This is a genomic window from Flagellimonas iocasae, from assembly GCF_042682725.1.
Classification (GTDB): Bacteria; Bacteroidota; Bacteroidia; order Flavobacteriales; family Flavobacteriaceae; genus Flagellimonas; species Flagellimonas iocasae.
The window spans coordinates 1124370-1141191 of the sequence record NZ_JBHUHU010000001.1 but is presented as its reverse complement, the minus strand read 5'-3'; the positions used below and the strand labels follow the sequence as shown (position 1 = coordinate 1141191).

Sequence of the window (16822 nt, the reverse complement as noted above, 5' to 3'; positions counted from 1 at the left end):
AGTATTTATTTTAAGGTCCTGAAATATTCGAGAATAGCACGGGCTTGATCTTCTGTCAGTCCTTGGTTGGACATGGGCGATCCGTTGAATTCTTGGAGCAGGTCTTTCGCTAAAGGATCTTGCTGTACCATTTCCTGAGGGTTCAAAATCATGTTCATGACCCATTCCGGTGTTCTTCGCTCCAAAACCCCATTTGGTGGTGGACCAATGAATTTTTTGCCGATTCTGTGGCATGCCAAACACATTTGGTCATAAACTTCTTTGCCATTTGCGGCCAAATCCTGATCAATTTCGGGCGCTAATGTTACCGATTTGATCGGGCCGACTCCCTTTGTGGTCAAATCCACACGTTCGGATGCTTTGTCACTGGCCGTGTTGGTTTCAACAGGCTGTTCCGTTGTGGCCTTTTTTCGTTGTACACTGAAGCCTTCATCCTTTTTTTCTTCTTTCTTTCCTCCACACCCAATCATGATGAGCACAAAGAGTAAGGCCATACTTTTTACTATTGTTTTCATGTGATAAATGGTTAAAATTCCGGTTCAAATGTAGATAGGGGTATCCGTCTATAACATGATATAAATCATAAAAAGGATAAAAATGTCTTTTAATCTTTGTTAATGCAATTCTATCATGCTTTCCAATTCATCCAAATATGCCATAAAAGGGGTACTGTTTTTAGCATTGAACTCCGATGAGGACCATAAGATTATGGTCAGGGATATTTTTGATGTGGTTCATGTGCCCGAAGCTTATCTGGCCAAACTGTTGCAGGAACTATCGCGTCACAATATTATTTCTTCAACAAGAGGACCCAAGGGTGGATTCTATCTAAGTAAAAACGACCGGAAACGTACGTTGATGGACATTATAAAGATCATAGATGGGGAAAGGCGTATAAACTCATGTGTTATGGGCATTGAAAATTGCAATATGCACAACCCTTGTGTACTGCATAAGTTAGTAGGTGTAAACAAGTCCAACTTTATTAAAGTATTGGAAAGCACAACTATTTTGGATTTAACTGAAGGAAAACAGAAAATTGAGGAGTTTTTCCCTTTCTGATTCTTTTGAAATTGCTTTACCCAGATTAACGCTAAAAATCGGTATCGGTCACTTTTTGTTCGCCAATGGATTGGGATAGTTGTCTGACTGGTCTTCAATGGTTTCATCAAGACAAACAAAGTCTTTTTCAACCAAAAGGGAAAGTTGTTTGCCATCGGTAAAATCCATTAGGCCTTGGTATCCAACTCTATCCGATGTGGCCCAAGTAGCTTGTGCTTCATCAGGAAGGTATAGCGTAATGATATTGTTTTCAAAGGATGCTTCAAGTGAAGCAATGGCTTTCTTTGCTTTTAAAACATAAGTGAACAGAACACTTCCAAAATCTGTCGTTTCTTGGTAAGAACCGTCTTTGCAAAAGATTTCAACCTCTGTCTTCGTTAACCGGTACCGTATAGAATCTCCCTTAATCCGTATCTTCATTGCTTTAGCGCTGTTTTACTGTTCAACCTTTTGTTGTGTTTCGCTGAGATGATAATTTATAGTGACCCGGGTTCCCTCCCCCGGGGTGGAGTTGATGAAAAGTCTGCCATTGATATAACTGATTCTTTCCTTCATAAAAAATACGCCCATTCCACCGTCACCGCTATTTTTTGGCGGTTTGTCCAAAATGGAGGGATCAAACCCCTTTCCATCATCATCAATCACTACACTCAACAAATCGTTTTTATGGTTAATGGTCACCAAAATATAATTGGCATCCGCATATTTTATGGCATTGTTCACCGCTTCTTGGGTAACCCTATAAATATTGGTCTCTGCCAAAGAGTCAAAACGGATATTCTCCTCCGCTTTGTTTTCAAATAAGATGTTTTTACCTGTGAGTTTGCTCAATTCCGAGGTCATTTTCTGCAGGGCCGGAAAAATCCCATGGTCTCCCAATTCTGGTGGCGTCAGGTTAAAGGTGGCCGTTCTAACCCCTTTGATAAGGTCTGAGGTAAGGTTTTTTAAGTATTCAATCTTTTCCTTGGTCTTTTCCTTGTTCGTTAGGTTGATGGATTCAATATTGAATCGTAAGGCGGTCAGCATTTGGCCTATTCCATCGTGAATGTCCTTGGCAATCCGCTTGCGTTCTTCCTCTTGGCTCTCCACGATCAAACCAGCTTGAAGCTGTTTTTGCTTCATCCGTTCCTCATAATTTTGAAGTGTAAGTTGCTCCACTTTTTTCTGGTTCTGCATACGTTCGGTGATATCGGAACATAAGAGCAGAATACTCTGTTTTTTGCTGGAGGGATGTATAGGGATAATTGAAATGTCCAACCATAACTTTTTATCACTCTTGGTGGTTATTTCAATTTCCTCGGACCTTATATTTTTTCGGGGTTTGGTCAAGATTTCGCTGAGGTATTGCTGTTGCCCCTCATCTGTGGTAAGAAGTTCTGGAAGATGGGTATTTGGAGGAATATTGGGCTTTTCAAGAAGCGTAAGGAATTTTTTGCTGATAAAAACAACGGAACCATCGCTTTTGGCACTGGCAAACAGCGCTGCATTGTCGATTACAAAGTTCAGTTCCTTTAGTTCTTGAAGCGACTTTTCCTTTTCCTCGAATATTTTCTTGATTTCCTTGGCATCTTGGTCGGACCGAAGCTTGCTTTTGACCAGATCTCGGATGGTTTCCCTAATCTGTATGGACAATGGTCTGAAGATAAAGAGTACTTCAAGGACCAAAATCAACAGTGAAAAAACCAATAGCAGGTATTCCTTTACTTTTAAATTCTGTAATTGTTCCTTGCTGATGGTATCGTACTCATTTACGATAGCATCCATTTTTTGCAAAAAGGGTCCTTCATTGGCCAGTAAAATATTAAGCTGCCCTTGATTTTTCAATGAATCTGCAGTGGCCAACATCGACTCTACGGCATTGACCATGGCATCATGATAGGGGGAGAGTTCATTGAAATGCTGCAGGATGGATTTATTGTCCTCTTTGGGAAGTCCAATACTGTCATTTCCATTTTGAAGACCGTCATGGGAAATCTTCCATATGGTAAGCGTATTTTTTAATGTATTTAAGAGCTCTTTTCGTTCCTGTTCTCCAAGATGGTCTGAGTTCAGTAGGAGAGCCTCTTTCACCAACTTTTGACTGTATGCACGCTGTCTTCCCGCCACGTTGATGACACGGGAGTCGTCCAATTGGGAATTTAAGTGTTGCTGAATGAGGATTTGGGCAATAATGATCGTCAATGCAATCGCGGCAAGGGCAAGAAGATACCATTTTCGTATCCTCAAAAATGTGGAAACGTCCAATGTCTGTTGTTGGTTATTTCTTGCCATTTTCTGGTATATGCTGTTTATTTATCAGATAGTGCCTTTGACACCAATGCTAGACCTTGTTTGGAAAATGATAACTTGAGCGCGGATTCATGTCCTTTCGGTGACATTTTTTTCCATGTCTTTTGCAAAATGGATATGATTTTGTCATCATCATGTTTGGTCAAGAAAGGCTCATAATAATACCTTAAAAAGACAAGGCAGATCACATCTTCCAAGGTTTGGGTCTCATCATCTTTCTTTAATTGCTTTTTGAGCAACAGAAAATTCACGCGTTCAATGGTTTCCTCGTCATATCCTACTTTTTGCAAGATGGCACTGGCTTTTTCGGCATGAAACTTCTTCAGTTCCTGCCTCCATTTTAAATAACCAACGCGATTCATTTCATAAGAATCACGTGGAATTTCCCAGCGGCAAATATGTTGGCACCGTGCGGTGAGTTGCAAAGCTTCCGAAGCATTGGGTTCAAATTGGTTCAATATATCCGTCATGCGTTGCGCATATAAAAATTCCTTGGCATATTCCTTGCCTTCAACAACCTCGGTATTGGGATCTTGTGCATTTGCCGCATCAAACAATTTAAATGCTTCCAGAAGCTTTTTGGATTCGCCCATAACTCTTGATTTTTCTAAAGCTATTCAGAAAAACCAATATACACAAAGCCATTTTCCACTTTAACCGGAAAAGTGGCTATGGAGGGTAAATCGCCATTGATGTTTTCGCCTGTTTCCAGTGAGAATGTTTTTTTGTGCATGGGGCAGGCTATCTTGGCTATTCCATCGGCGTCTCCGGTCATTCCCCTACTCAGGACCATTTCCATTTTATGGGGGCAGAGGTTTTGACAGGCATACCATTTTTGTTTCCGTTTAAAATTGTAAACCGCAATTTGTCTGTTTTGATATTTAACACAGGCTCCGCCATTTTCTGGGATGTCCTTTTCATGGCACGCCTTGAACCAAACGACCACGTTTTCCAACGAAACAGACTTATATGTTTGCAATAATGTTTCCATATTCTTTTTTTAGGTGGTCCAGGGTTCGGGCATTTTTTGTTCTCGCATGGGAACAAAAACTAAGTTGTCATCCCTGTCCTCAGCATTTACATAATGCTTGAACCTTTTTGCGATTTCTTCGTTTTCCACGGCCTGTTTCCACTCACATTCATATTTTTCCACAAGGCCCTGCATTTCGGTCTCCAGTTCTTGGGCGATGTTGAGGCTATCCCCAACAACAATTTTTTTCAATTGTTCAATACCGCCTTCCAGTTTCTCCAACCATGCCGCAGTTCGCATTAGCGGTGCTGCAGTACGGATGTAGTACATTAAAAATCGATCTAAATATGAAATGACAGTTTTATTGTCAATTTTCTCAGCTAACAATTGGGCATGCTTTGGTGTGGCCCCTCCATTGCCGCATACGTATAGGTTCCACCCACCTTCCACGGCAATTACGCCAAAATCCTTACCACGAGCCTCGGCGCATTCACGGATGCAGCCAGAGACGCCTCCTTTAAGCTTATGCGGAGAACGCAATCCTTTATAGCGATCTTCCAGTTCAATGGCAAAGCTTACGCTTTCATCCATTCCATAGCGACACCAAGTGGAACCAACACAGCTTTTCACGGTTCGTAATGCTTTGCCGTACGCATGCCCACTTTCAAAACCGGCGCTGATCAATTTTTTCCAAATGGCAGGGAGGTCATTTAATTCAGCTCCAAAAAGGTCGATTCGCTGCCCTCCCGTAATTTTAGTATAGAGGTTAAATTCTTTGGCCACTTGTCCAATAACAATCAATTTTTCCGGTGTTATTTCGCCACCTGGAATTCTAGGAACCACGGAGTAGGTTCCATTTCGCTGTATATTGGCCAAAAAACGGTCGTTGGAATCTTGAATGACATCTTCTTTGTTGGCCGTATCGTTGTATATGGTCGCAAAAATGGAAGCCAGAGCAGGTTTACAAACTTCACATCCATCTCCTTTTCCGCATTTGTCAAGGGCTTCGTCATACGATTTGATGTTTTTGACCTTAATAATACCGTATAGTTCTTGTCTGGTAAATTCAAAATGTTCACAAATAACGTCTTTTACCTCTTTTCCCATGGATTTTAGGGTCTCATTGACCAATTCTACCACCATGGGCTTGCATCCTCCACAACCTGTGGTAGACTTTGTAAGACTGACAACGTCTTTAAGGGAGTTACATTTGCCTTCTAAGAGGGAGCCACAAATACTTCCTTTGGAAACGCTTTCACAAGAGCAGATTTGGGAGGTATCGGGCAAATCCATGGCACTTCCAAAGGCAGAACCACCTTCCCCTCTGGCCCCAACAATCAATTCTTCAGCATTATCGGGTAGAGGTATATTATTGAGGTACATTTGATGTAAAATGTTGTAATCAGCGGCATCCCCCACTAGGATTCCACCCAAAAGTGTTTTGCCGTCATGGCTAACATTGATTCGTTTATAGAGAAATTTAGTCTTGTTTTCAAAAATGATGGAAAGCCCTTTGCTAGCGGGCATATATGGTGTTCCAAAACTGGCCACATCGACCCCCATAAGTTTTAATTTAGTGGACATGTCAATTTCTTCGGGCATTACCATCTCCTCGGCTCCCAAAATTTGGCTAACGGCTACATTGGCCATTTCATAACCAGGAGCTACAAGCCCATAAATCATTTGGTTGTATAGGGCCACTTCACCTATAGCATAGATATTGGGTACGGAGGTTTGCATTTTATGGTTTACCACGATGCCACCACGAGTTCCCATTTCCAATCCGCAGGTTTTTCCAAGTTCATCTCGAGGACGAATACCGGCCGAAATGATGAGCATGTCCACATCCAGTTGGTCATCCTCTCCAAAATCCATTCCCTCAATAACCTGGTCACCAAGAATTTGGTTGGTCGCTTTCCCTAAATGCACATGCATTCCCATGGATTCCAATTTCAATTGCAGTACATTGCTGCTGCGGGCATCCAATTGTCGTGGCATTAATTTTGGGGCAAATTCCACTACGTGGGCTTCCAGCCCCATGTCCAAAACGGCCTTTCCGGCTTCGAGTCCTAACAGGCCCCCACCAAGAACGGCAGCCCGTCCATTGGTTTTTATGGCCTTTATTTGGGCAGCATATGAAAGCATATCCTCCAAGTCCTCAATGGTTCGGTAAACAAAGACTCCTTCTTTTTCAACTCCTTTTATAGGGGGCACAAAAGGGACCGAACCCGTGGCAATTACTAAATAATCATAGGAATAGGATTTACCGGAAATTGTGCGTACTTTCTTATCTTCAGTTAGGATGTCGGTTATTCGCTCCCCGGTGATCAGGTCAATATTATTCTTTTGGTACCAAGATGATGGGGCTAGCTCCAAGGCCTTGGCATCTTGATTTCCAAAATATTCGCTGAGATGGACCCTATCATAGGCTGGTCTTGATTCCTCTCCAAAGACCAAAAGATTGAATGCTATGCCGGCTGGATGCGCTCTGAATTTCTCACAGAACTTGTATCCTACCATTCCGTTTCCAACTACGATTACAGTTTTCATATGCGATAGATTTGAAATACGAATCAAAACTAAGTATAAATACTTAATATATTACTGATATTTTGAAAATAATTACGTATTCTTGTTACCAAATTGATAAAATGTTCTTGGAATAACCTTAATGATAATATGTAGTTATGAAAGCAAGAGTAAGTTTGGTGGGAGCAGGCCCTGGTAGTTTAGACTTAATGACAGTGGGAGGTTTACGAGTATTGCAATCCGCTGATATTGTATTGTATGATGCTTTGGTGAATAATGAAATACTTCAGCTAGTACCAGAGCAAGTCCCTAAAATATACGTAGGTAAAAGATGTGGTAAACACAGCTATTCACAAGGTGAAATCAATAGATTGATAGTGCAAAGCGCTTTTGCCCATGGACATGTGGTACGGTTAAAAGGAGGTGACCCATTTGTGTTTGGGCGAGCATCGGAAGAAATAGAATATGCCGAATCTTTTGGATTGCCCGTAGATATTGTACCGGGACTTACCAGTGCAATAGCCGTGCCGGCAAGTCAGGGTATACCAGTGACCAAACGAGGAGTCAGCAGTAGCTTTTGGGTGCTCACTGCCACTACTAAATTTCATGATCTTTCAAAGGATTTTGTATTGGCTGCACAGTCATCAGCGACTCTGGTGATATTAATGGGGGTCCGTAAAATAAAGGCTATTGCCAAATTGGTAAAACAGTACCGGTCTAAAGCGACACCGATGGCAGTGATTCAAAATGGGACTAGGCCCAATGAGAATTGTTTTGTGGGAACCTTGGATGAAGTTGATGGAATTTCCGCACAACTCGATATATCAAAACCCGGTATTATAATAATAGGAGATGTGGTTGCAGATCATCCTGCATTTTTTGATGAAGCTATACAAAGAGTCATGAATATGGAGTTCTGAGGGAACAATGAAGGCATTAGTTTAATATCTTTTTGTTTGATTCGTAATAAAAGCATGCTAATTTTAAGCATGCTTTATTTTTCGAATAAGTGTATTTACATTTCATGAAAAATACGTATTACGATGCCATAAATACGTATTAATACTTAAAAATACGTAGTTTTGGTCCTGTAACCTAAAAACATACGTAACATGAAAGCCACAACACTCAACCTTTTACATGTAAAAAGTGTCCCCATCAGAACTTTCTGGATTACTTCCATTGCTTTTTTTACCTGCTTTTTTGCATGGTTTGGGATTGTTCCGTTTATGCCCGATGTGGTAAAAGACCTTGGACTTACCCCCGCTCAAAAATGGAACTCTATAATCTTGGCGGTAACTGGTACTGTTTTTGCAAGATTGCTCATAGGTAAACTATGCGATAAATATGGACCAAGACTATGTTATACCTGGTTGCTCATTATTGGCGCCATTCCGGTAATATTGATTGGATTTGTACAGACCCCATTACAGTTTCTCATCTGTAGGTTGTTCATTGGTTTCATTGGGGCTTCTTTTGTGATTACCCAATTTCATACCTCCATTATGTTTGCGCCCAATATTGTGGGCACTGCCAATGCCACCTCGGCAGGATGGGGAAATCTGGGTGGTGGAGCCAACCGATTGGGGATGCCATTAATTGCGGCCGCAGTGGTCAGTTTTGGTGTAGCCGAGGAAATTGCCTGGCGCTATTCCATGGTTATCGCTGGGGTCATTTGTTTTTCAATGGGACTTGTCTATTACTTTTTTACCACGGACACTCCAAAAGGAAACTTTTCTGAGTTGAGGAAAACGGGGAATATGCCGGTTTTAAAAAAGGACAAAGCTTCATTTGCAAGTACCCTCAAAGACTACCGTGTTTGGATTTTATTTATAGTTTATGCAGCCTGCTTTGGTATGGAACTCACCGTTTATGGTACAATGGATGACTATCTTCAGAACACATTTGGACTGGAGCGAAGCACTGCTGGAAACATTGTACTTTCATTTGCATTGATGAACATCTTTGCACGAACCTTGGGCGGGTTTTTTGGTGACCGTTTTGGTAGATTAAAAGGCCTTAGGGGCAGGGTAATCTTCCTGACCGCCATTTTGATTGCCGAAGGACTCATGCTTTCCATATTTTCACTGTCAACGAGTTTGGCCGTGGGAATTTTGTTCTTGGTCGCTTTTAGTCTTACCGTGCAAATGGCCGAAGGAGCTACCTTTTCCGTTGTTCCATTTATCAACAAAAAAGCCATCGGTTCAATTTCTGGAATTGTGGGGGCCGGAGGAAATGTTGGAGCCTTTTTGGCAGCTCTTTTTCTAAAGTCTAAATCAGCGGTAGCCGAAAGTGCAGCACTCAAGGCCAATGCTTCGCTAGGAGAGGAAGCCATGAAATCGGCACAAGCCATAGCTGCTTCTGAAGCAGTTTCAAGCGGTTACTTTATCATCGGGATTTTTGTTGTGGTTACTGCGTTGTCTTCCTTAGCAATTAAATTCTCTACAGCGGATGAGGAAGAGGTGTTCCAGGAAATGAAAGGGGAACTTAAACTTTCTTCTGTGAACGCAGATTAAGCTCAAGCGGACATTCAATCACTCTATTTTAAATCTTGAAATATGGATTCTATCAAAAAGAATACACTAACATTGCTATGTCTACTTGTAGCTAAAGTTGCTTTCGCGCAGCTTACCATTGATGGTCAATTTAGGCCACGAACCGAATATAGAAATGGCTTTGGCAATTTAATTTCGGACACTGCTGAACCTGGCCTGGCAACTTCAACCAGGGCTCGCTTAAATGTGGATTACAAATCAGATTCGTATCAATTCTACATAAGCCTTCAAGATGTGATGGTCTGGGGAGAGAATCGGCAATTATTGCCCGATGATGAAAACAATTCATTTACTGTTTTTGAAGCATGGGCCCAGTTGAATTTAGGGTCAGGATGGACCACCAAATTGGGAAGGCAGGTTCTTTCGTATGATGACCAACGTATCTTGGGCGAAGTGGATTGGACCCAGCAAGCCCGAAATCATGATGCTGTTTTAGTCAGGTATGCCAAAGAAAGTTTTATGCTTGATCTTGCCTTTGCGTTTAATCAGGATTTTGATAACCCAACTGGATTTCAATCTGTGGGCAATGCATATACCACAACGGGTTTTTTCAGTTACAAGACCATGCAAATGCTCCATTTAAAACAAAAATGGGAAAATATGTCCGCTAGCTTGGTGTTGTTGAACAATGGTTTCCAAAACTTTGATGATGAAACCAATCAAGACGGGTTGAGCAATTTACAGACCTTGGGAACACATTTTACCTATTCAAAAGGAAGTTTTGGACTGACGGCCAATGCATTCTTGCAAACTGGGGAACGCCAAGGAGAACTGGATGTGAAAGGAGCCTATTTATTGGGATTGGATGTTGGTTACAAGGCTTCCAACGCAGTTGGCTTGGGCGCTGGGTTTGAAATTATCAGTGGAAATGATGGTCAAACGGTAGGAGAGACCGGTGCATTTTTTCCATTGTACGGAACCAATCATAAATTCAATGGCTTTATGGATTACTTCTATGTGGGCAACCATGCCAATTCCATTGGATTGTTCGATATCCATGCCAGTACCAACGTAAAACTAGGTGAGAAGTCAAGCTTGTTGGCCAAGGTTTTGAATTTTAAAGGGGAGCAGGATTTACCCAGTGGGGAAAATGCTTTGGGAACTGAGATTGATTTGGTCTATTCCCAGAGCTTCAAAGGATATGCCCTAAAAGTCGGATATTCACACCTATTCCCATCGGACGGTATGTATGAACTCAAGGGTGTTGCCGAGGCCGATGCGGCAAGCTCTCAAAATTGGGCCTGGATCATGTTGACCATTAAACCTAAACTTTTTACCAGAGTCAAGTCGGATTAGCAGAATTTAAGTTTTCGAGTTTACTTTAAAGGGGCATTCCATTTTAAATTGGGGTGTCCTTTGTTTCATATAAGGTATTTCAATAATTCGATTATTTTTGTGCTATGCACGATTCGGGATTGAACAAAACCATATCAATTGTCTTGGCCGATGACCATTCGCTGGTCCGGGATGGTATCCGGGCATTGTTGGAGGAAGAACCTGACCTGGATGTGATTGGTGAGGTGGCCAATGGGTTGGAAGCCATTAAAATGGTGGGTGACAAGGTTCCCGATATTTTGGTTATTGATATCAGGATGCCGGAACTGGGAGGCATAGAAACCGTTGAACGCTTGAATGCCGATGGCGATTTGAAGACCAAGTGCATCATCCTTTCCATGCATGACTCTGAAGAATATATCCTTAAATCGGTACAAGCTGGGGCCAGTGGTTATCTGTTAAAAGATACGGGCAAAACTGAATTTGTAAAGGCCATACATATGGTTCATGAAGGCGGTAAGTACTTTAGTGGGGATATTTCCAATGTTCTGGTGAACAATTTGTTCGGTTCGCCAAAGAGTCAAGAAAATCAAACGCAAAAAGAGAAGCAAAACAATCCTTTTGACCTTACCAATAAAGAGCTTCAAGTTTTGGAATTGGTCTTGGCAGGATTTACCAACAAAGAAATCTCAGAGAAACTCAAGAACAGCAAACGCACCATTGAAACCCATCGCTTTAATCTCATGAAGAAGATGAAAGTGAAGAATCTCATAGATCTTTCCAAAACTGCAGCCAAGTATAATCTGGTATAGGTTAAATATTTACAACTTTTTGGGGCAATTATTACAAATCCTTCGATTTTAAGCAGCACTTTTACCAAATTAACACTACGTATTAGTACGTAATTTTCTAACTTCATCCCTATAAAACAAGGTGCGATTTCAATGCAGAAAAAGGATTCATACAATACCATTTGTTCCTATTGTGGGGTTGGTTGTGGCATTAAAGTGTCAAAAGATACCAAGGGCATATTGTCTGTTGAGGGAGATGAAGACTATCCTGTGAACAGGGGCATGCTATGCTCAAAGGGCAAAACATTGAACTATGTTGCCCAAGATACTTCAGATAGGATACTTTATCCTGAAATGCGCTGGAGTCGAAACCACCCTATGCAGCGGGTCACTTGGGATACTGCTCTAAAACGCGCTGCTGCTGTTTTTAAGAGTATCATGGACCGCCACGGTCCAGATAGTGTTGGTCTCTATGTTTCGGGTCAATGCCTTACAGAGGAATATTATTTGGCCAATAAACTGACCAAAGGCTTTCTGGGAACAAATAATATAGACACCAACTCCAGACTTTGCATGAGTTCTGCGGTGGTAGGCTATAAAAAGACGGTTGGTAATGATGCAGTTCCTATTGCCTATGCCGATATTGAACTGGCAGATTGTTTTTTGATTGCAGGTGCCAATCCCGCGTGGTGTCATCCTATCCTATTCCGCCGGATTGAAAAGCACAAAGAGGAGAATCCCAATGTGAAGATTATTGTGGTGGACCCTCGAAAGACGCAAACCTGTGCCTTGGCAGACCAACATCTACAAATATTGCCCGGGACCGATGTTATCCTATTCAATGCCATGGCACGATGGCTCATCGAAAAGAAAAAAATCAACAATTCATTTATTCAAAAGCATACTTCAAATTTTGAAGCCTGCAAGCAAATGGCCTTTGAGTTGACCATCCGCCAAGCTGCTGAAAAATGCGGTATTACGGCTGGTGAGATACGAACAGCTGCAAAATATATAGCCGATGCCAAAGGGTTCATCAGCATGTGGACAATGGGGTTGAACCAGAGTGTTATCGGAGTCGATAAAAACCTATCCCTGTTCAATTTATCCCTTTTAACGGGACAAATCGGCAAGCCCGGTTCAGGTCCTTTCTCGCTAACAGGGCAGCCCAATGCCATGGGCGGAAGGGAAGTAGGCGGAATGGCGAGTTTACTGGCGGCCCATCGAGATTTGGGAAATCCGAAACACCGAAAGGAAGTGCAGGAATTCTGGGGAGGAAAGGAAATCAAAGGAGAACCTGGTCTTACGGCAACGGAAATGTTCAACGCCCTTGAATCAGGTAAAATGAAGGCGGTTTGGATTATTTGTACCAATCCCATTGTGAGCTTACCGAATGCAAAAAAAATAGAGCGTGCCCTGGAAAAGGCCAGTTTTGTGATCGTGCAGGACATTTCTCATAATTCTGAGACCACAAAATATGCAGATCTGTTGTTGCCGGCTGCAGGATGGCTGGAAAAAGAAGGAACCATGACCAATTCTGAACGCCGTATTAGCTATTTACCAAAGGTAATTGAAGCTCCCGGTGAGGCTTTACCAGATTCGGAAATCTTATGGCGATTCGCACAAGAAATGGGATACCATGGGTTTGACTATAAAAATGCTTCTGAGGTTTACGATGAATATTGTTTGATGACCAAGGGAACCAACATTGATATTTCCGGTCTTTCGTATAGGCGATTGCAAACGGAAGGGAGTTTTCAATGGCCGGTGCCCACACCAGACCATAAGGGTACACCCAGACTATTTCAAGACCAACGTTATTTTACCGCTAATGGTAAGGCTCATTTTAATGCGCCCCAACAATTATATAACAAATCGGAAGCACCAACACCTGAATTTCCTATGGTTTTGAACACCGGAAGAGTTCGTGATCAATGGCATACCCGAACAAAGACTGGAAAGGTGAAGCGTTTGTTGACCCATATTCCCGCTCCTTTTCTTGAGATGAATAAAGTAGATGCCTATTTGCGCAATCTTAGGGAAGGTGATATTGCCGTGGTAAAGAGTCGGCGTGGTAGTGTTCGAGTAAAGGTGAAAATAAATTATGATATTCGGGAGCGAGTCGTTTTTTTGCCCATGCATTGGGGTAAAATCTTAAATGATGACTTCAGTCGGGCCAATAACCTCACCAATGACATTGTAGATTCCATTTCAAAAGAACCCGATTTTAAATATTGTGCAGTTCAGGTTGAAAAATATAAAAAACCAAAGCAAAAGATTATTGTTATTGGCGCTGGAGCAGCGGCTTATCGTTTTATACAAACCTATCGCGAGAAAAATAGGGAGGATGAACTCCATGTGTTTTCAAAGGAGGAACACCCATTCTACAATCGGGTTTTGTTACCTGAATACGTCAATGAAGAGCTATCTTGGGAATCCCTGCAAAAACTGAAGCAGGGCGAATTGGAAAAGCTTAAAGTCAATCTGTACCCTAAAAATGGTATTCAAAAAATCAATGCCCAAGAAAAGAAGGTTGTTGATGACCTTGGTTATATTCATTCGTATGACCTTCTCATTATGGCCACAGGAAGTCGAGCTTTTGTCCCAAATGAAGTTCGTATGGATCTACCTGGAAGATTTACCATGCGAGAGCGCGGAGATGCGGATCGTCTAAAGCGGTATTTATCAGATACAGGACTTCCGCCCAATCAACAGCACGTAGTCATTGTTGGAGGTGGTTTATTGGGACTTGAGCTGGCAGCCGCACTAAAGAAAATCAACATTAACATTAGTATTGTTCAGCGAGCCCCGAGGCTCATGGAGCGCCAGTTGGACCCAATTTCAAGTAGATTGTTGGCTGAAGATGTTTCCGAAAGAGGTATCCAATTATTCTTTGACAATGAGGTAAGCACAGTTTTTGAGGACAAAGAATCCCAATATACCCTTTTGGTCAATCTGAAAACGGGTCGAAATCTAAGGTGTAATGCCATTGTATATGCCATTGGGACCAGACCCAACATTACCTTGGCACAAGATGCTGATCTCAAAACCAGAAGAGGTGTTTTGGTCAATCCCTATTTAAAAACAAGTGACCCATCCATTTTTGCGTTGGGTGAAATAGCTGAATTTAAGAATGCCCTATATGGTATCACTTCGGCGGCAGAGCAACAGGCCGATGTGGCCGCCAATTACATTTTGGGCGATTTAAGCAGTATTTACCAAGGTTCTGTTCTGATGAATATCTTAAAATTTGAAAACTTGGATTTGTGCAGTATAGGCATGGTCAATGCCCCAAAGAACGACCCAACCTATGAAGAGATTTTGTTGATGGACGTTAGCAAACGGTTCTATAAAAAGTGCATTGTAAAGGATGATACCTTAAAAGGTGCCATTTTAATGGGGGATAAAAATGAGTTCGCCGAATTCAAACGGCTCATTGAAGAAGAAATAGAACTTTCCGAGAAGCGGAACGAGCTGCTGCGAGGAGCAACCAATTCAGAACCTATGAAGGGTAATCTGGTTTGTTCCTGCAGTCAAGTAGGTGATGGGAACATAAAAGATGCCATAGCCGGAGGGTGTACGGATTTTGCGCAATTGTGCTCCCAAACAGGGGCAGGTCTGGGCTGTGGAAGTTGCAAGCCAGAAGTACAGGCATTATTAAAAGGTGAGTTAAAAACAGTAATGGCATGGAACGATGAATGATGATTTGCATAGAATACTGATCAAGGGTGGAATTACTTCCCCGGGGGAGCTTAAGGACATTATTACCATGCTTGAGGCCGCGGGATTGTCTGAGGTGTATTTCGGATCACGTCAAGATTTACTTTTCCCGCTAGAGAATTTGAGGAAGGACCAGCTTGAAAATATTTCGAAATATAGCACAGATGTCATTTCGGACAGGACCTATCAAAATATTGTATGCTCCTACGTTTCGGTAGATATTTTTGATACCACTCATTGGCTTAAAGGGTCCACATACCTCTATCTTTTGGAACAGTTTGATTTTTTGCCCAAACTTAAAATTAATATTACCGACCCCAAACAACGGCTGGTGCCCATATTTAATGGCAATCTCAACTTTGTGGCCTCAGAACAGGAGGATTATTGGTATTTGAATGTTTTTTTGCCCCATTGGAAAACAAGTGCGCATTATCCAGTTTTGGTCTATAGCTGGGATATTGTCCACTTGTGTAGGGCCATTGAAGAGGTGTTCCACACCATGGACAACATTGACCAACTCTTTGCGGTATTAAACCAAGGTGTTAACACAAACAATAAGGCCATGGATAAAAAACTGACAGTTCCTTTTTTAACATTTCCGTATTATGAAGGCATGAACAAAATGGGGATTGATCAGTATTGGCTGGGACTGTATTGGAGAAATAATAAGTATAACCTGGATTTTCTAAAGGCAATGTGCGGATTTTGTCTGGATAACAGTATTGGAAAGATTTGCATTACGCCGTGGAAATCATTTATCATAAAAGGAATTCCCAAGGAGAGTCGCCCAGAATTGGAGCGGTTTCTCGGGCAAAGAGGTATCAATGTGAGACATTCACAGTTGGAGATGAATTGGCATTTGCCCGTTGATGACCAAGAAGCGTTGGAACTTAAAAAGTATTTGGTCAATAATTTTGACCAAAATGACATCAGCACCTATGGGCTTACTTTTGGTATTAGTAATGATGTAGGCAAGCAATCGCATTTTTCTTCCATTGTAATTGAAAGAAATCCCATATCCACCTTAGTGGCGGAATATGATGCCAAACCGACCTACAATGTTTGTCATTTTAAAGACTTTGACCCCAACACGGCGCAGTATTTGGTCTATGCCCAAGATGTGGATAAAATGGAGTTGCCCAACCTCCTAATTGAACTGAGCAAACATTACTTTTTGCAATTGGGCCAACAATCAGAAAAGAAAGGCAAAAAACTGGAAGATACGAAACCCATATCCCATATGGTGCACCAATGCCGCAATTGTTTAACGATATATGATGAAGCTTTGGGGGAGCCTCAGTCCAACATCGACAGGAATACAAAATTTGAGGACTTGCCAGAAGCGTATACATGTTTGGTATGCGGTGCAGAAAAGGGAACTTTTGAGTTGGTTGAATTAGCAATGGTCTGAGGTGGTCAGGAAATTTAGTAAAGTATCAAATGATAGTATTTGTTATCTTCAATTTAATGGAAGTCCAAAATGAAGCAAAAAGTGACCAAAAAGGCGACCTATCGGAAAGTTTAGTGATTAAACAGCTGATATTTAAATGTTTGTGAAATATTCTTACATTCTGCCACCCCGACTTTAAGATGTTTAGGATTGATAGTCTTCGGATTATCAATCCTTTTTTTGT

Annotated in this window: 13 protein-coding genes; 7 read left to right on the top strand and 6 right to left on the bottom strand. The window is 41.7% G+C overall.

Annotated elements, in window-relative coordinates; all coding sequences use genetic code 11:
- Nucleotides 1–5: 5 nt before the first annotated feature.
- Nucleotides 6–515: a c-type cytochrome gene (locus tag ACFSJE_RS04935; protein WP_379829872.1), complete on the bottom strand. Its 510-nt coding sequence runs from the start codon at nt 513–515 to the stop codon at nt 6–8.
- 115 nt (nt 516–630) lie between these two features.
- On the opposite strand from ACFSJE_RS04935, the gene ACFSJE_RS04930 reads away from it, so the two are divergent.
- Nucleotides 631–1062, top strand: a complete 432-nt coding sequence (locus tag ACFSJE_RS04930) for an RrF2 family transcriptional regulator (protein ID WP_379829871.1) — start codon at nt 631–633, stop codon at nt 1060–1062.
- Between the two features lie 48 nt (nt 1063–1110).
- On the opposite strand, the gene ACFSJE_RS04925 is transcribed toward ACFSJE_RS04930, so the two are convergent.
- From ACFSJE_RS04925 to nirB, 5 genes are read right to left on the bottom strand one after another with little or no spacing between them, the layout of a single operon-like run.
- Nucleotides 1111–1482: a DUF7009 family protein gene (locus ACFSJE_RS04925; protein WP_379829870.1), complete on the bottom strand. Its 372-nt coding sequence runs from the start codon at nt 1480–1482 to the stop codon at nt 1111–1113.
- A gap of 15 nt (nt 1483–1497) precedes the next feature.
- A complete protein-coding gene (locus tag ACFSJE_RS04920) occupies nt 1498–3333 on the bottom strand; it encodes a sensor histidine kinase (RefSeq protein ID WP_379829869.1) in 1836 nt (611 codons plus the stop codon).
- 17 nt (nt 3334–3350) lie between these two features.
- Entirely contained in the window at nt 3351–3944 is a 594-nt protein-coding gene (locus tag ACFSJE_RS04915; RefSeq protein WP_379829868.1) for a DUF4202 domain-containing protein, read from the bottom strand.
- A gap of 20 nt (nt 3945–3964) precedes the next feature.
- On the bottom strand, nt 3965–4342 hold the full coding sequence (gene nirD, locus ACFSJE_RS04910; RefSeq protein ID WP_379829867.1) for a nitrite reductase small subunit NirD: 378 nt from the start codon (nt 4340–4342) through the stop codon (nt 3965–3967).
- 9 nt (nt 4343–4351) lie between these two features.
- The gene (gene nirB / locus ACFSJE_RS04905) at nt 4352–6871 is read right to left on the bottom strand and encodes a nitrite reductase large subunit NirB (protein ID WP_379829866.1); all 2520 of its coding nucleotides are present in this window, start codon (nt 6869–6871) and stop codon (nt 4352–4354) included.
- A 137-nt stretch (nt 6872–7008) separates the two neighbouring features.
- On the opposite strand from nirB, the gene cobA reads away from it, so the two are divergent.
- From cobA to ACFSJE_RS04875, 6 genes are all read left to right on the top strand, one after another.
- Complete coding sequence (gene cobA / locus ACFSJE_RS04900; protein ID WP_379829865.1) at nt 7009–7770, top strand: uroporphyrinogen-III C-methyltransferase; 762 nt, start codon at nt 7009–7011, stop codon at nt 7768–7770.
- A gap of 192 nt (nt 7771–7962) precedes the next feature.
- The gene (locus ACFSJE_RS04895) at nt 7963–9366 is read left to right on the top strand and encodes an MFS transporter (protein ID WP_379829864.1); all 1404 of its coding nucleotides are present in this window, start codon (nt 7963–7965) and stop codon (nt 9364–9366) included.
- Between the two features lie 42 nt (nt 9367–9408).
- Nucleotides 9409–10701, top strand: coding sequence for an alginate export family protein (locus ACFSJE_RS04890; RefSeq protein ID WP_379829863.1), 1293 nt, complete (start codon nt 9409–9411; stop codon nt 10699–10701).
- 104 nt (nt 10702–10805) lie between these two features.
- Complete coding sequence (locus tag ACFSJE_RS04885) at nt 10806–11492, top strand: response regulator (RefSeq protein WP_379829862.1); 687 nt, start codon at nt 10806–10808, stop codon at nt 11490–11492.
- Between the two features lie 132 nt (nt 11493–11624).
- The gene (locus ACFSJE_RS04880) at nt 11625–15170 is read left to right on the top strand and encodes a molybdopterin-dependent oxidoreductase (protein WP_379829861.1); all 3546 of its coding nucleotides are present in this window, start codon (nt 11625–11627) and stop codon (nt 15168–15170) included.
- Complete coding sequence (locus ACFSJE_RS04875) at nt 15163–16599, top strand: rubredoxin (protein WP_379829860.1); 1437 nt, start codon at nt 15163–15165, stop codon at nt 16597–16599. Before ACFSJE_RS04880 ends, ACFSJE_RS04875 begins: the two co-directional genes overlap by 8 nt.
- Nucleotides 16600–16822: the final 223 nt, after the last annotated feature.

Excerpts from the sequence above, each read along its gene's own strand:
- nirD (WP_379829867.1), bottom strand. The coding sequence starts at position 4,342 with ATGGAAACATTATTGCAAACATATAAGTCTGTTTCGTTGGAAAACGTG.
- ACFSJE_RS04930 (WP_379829871.1), top strand. The coding sequence starts at position 631 with ATGCTTTCCAATTCATCCAAATATGCCATAAAAGGGGTACTGTTTTTA.
- ACFSJE_RS04920 (WP_379829869.1), bottom strand. The coding sequence starts at position 3,333 with ATGGCAAGAAATAACCAACAACAGACATTGGACGTTTCCACATTTTTG.
- ACFSJE_RS04890 (WP_379829863.1), top strand. The coding sequence starts at position 9,409 with ATGGATTCTATCAAAAAGAATACACTAACATTGCTATGTCTACTTGTA.
- ACFSJE_RS04915 (WP_379829868.1), bottom strand. The coding sequence starts at position 3,944 with ATGGGCGAATCCAAAAAGCTTCTGGAAGCATTTAAATTGTTTGATGCG.
- ACFSJE_RS04880 (WP_379829861.1), top strand. The coding sequence starts at position 11,625 with ATGCAGAAAAAGGATTCATACAATACCATTTGTTCCTATTGTGGGGTT.
- ACFSJE_RS04925 (WP_379829870.1), bottom strand. The coding sequence starts at position 1,482 with ATGAAGATACGGATTAAGGGAGATTCTATACGGTACCGGTTAACGAAG.
- nirB (WP_379829866.1), bottom strand. The coding sequence starts at position 6,871 with ATGAAAACTGTAATCGTAGTTGGAAACGGAATGGTAGGATACAAGTTC.
- ACFSJE_RS04935 (WP_379829872.1), bottom strand. The coding sequence starts at position 515 with ATGAAAACAATAGTAAAAAGTATGGCCTTACTCTTTGTGCTCATCATG.
- cobA (WP_379829865.1), top strand. The coding sequence starts at position 7,009 with ATGAAAGCAAGAGTAAGTTTGGTGGGAGCAGGCCCTGGTAGTTTAGAC.
- ACFSJE_RS04875 (WP_379829860.1), top strand. The coding sequence starts at position 15,163 with ATGAATGATGATTTGCATAGAATACTGATCAAGGGTGGAATTACTTCC.
- ACFSJE_RS04895 (WP_379829864.1), top strand. The coding sequence starts at position 7,963 with ATGAAAGCCACAACACTCAACCTTTTACATGTAAAAAGTGTCCCCATC.
- ACFSJE_RS04885 (WP_379829862.1), top strand. The coding sequence starts at position 10,806 with ATGCACGATTCGGGATTGAACAAAACCATATCAATTGTCTTGGCCGAT.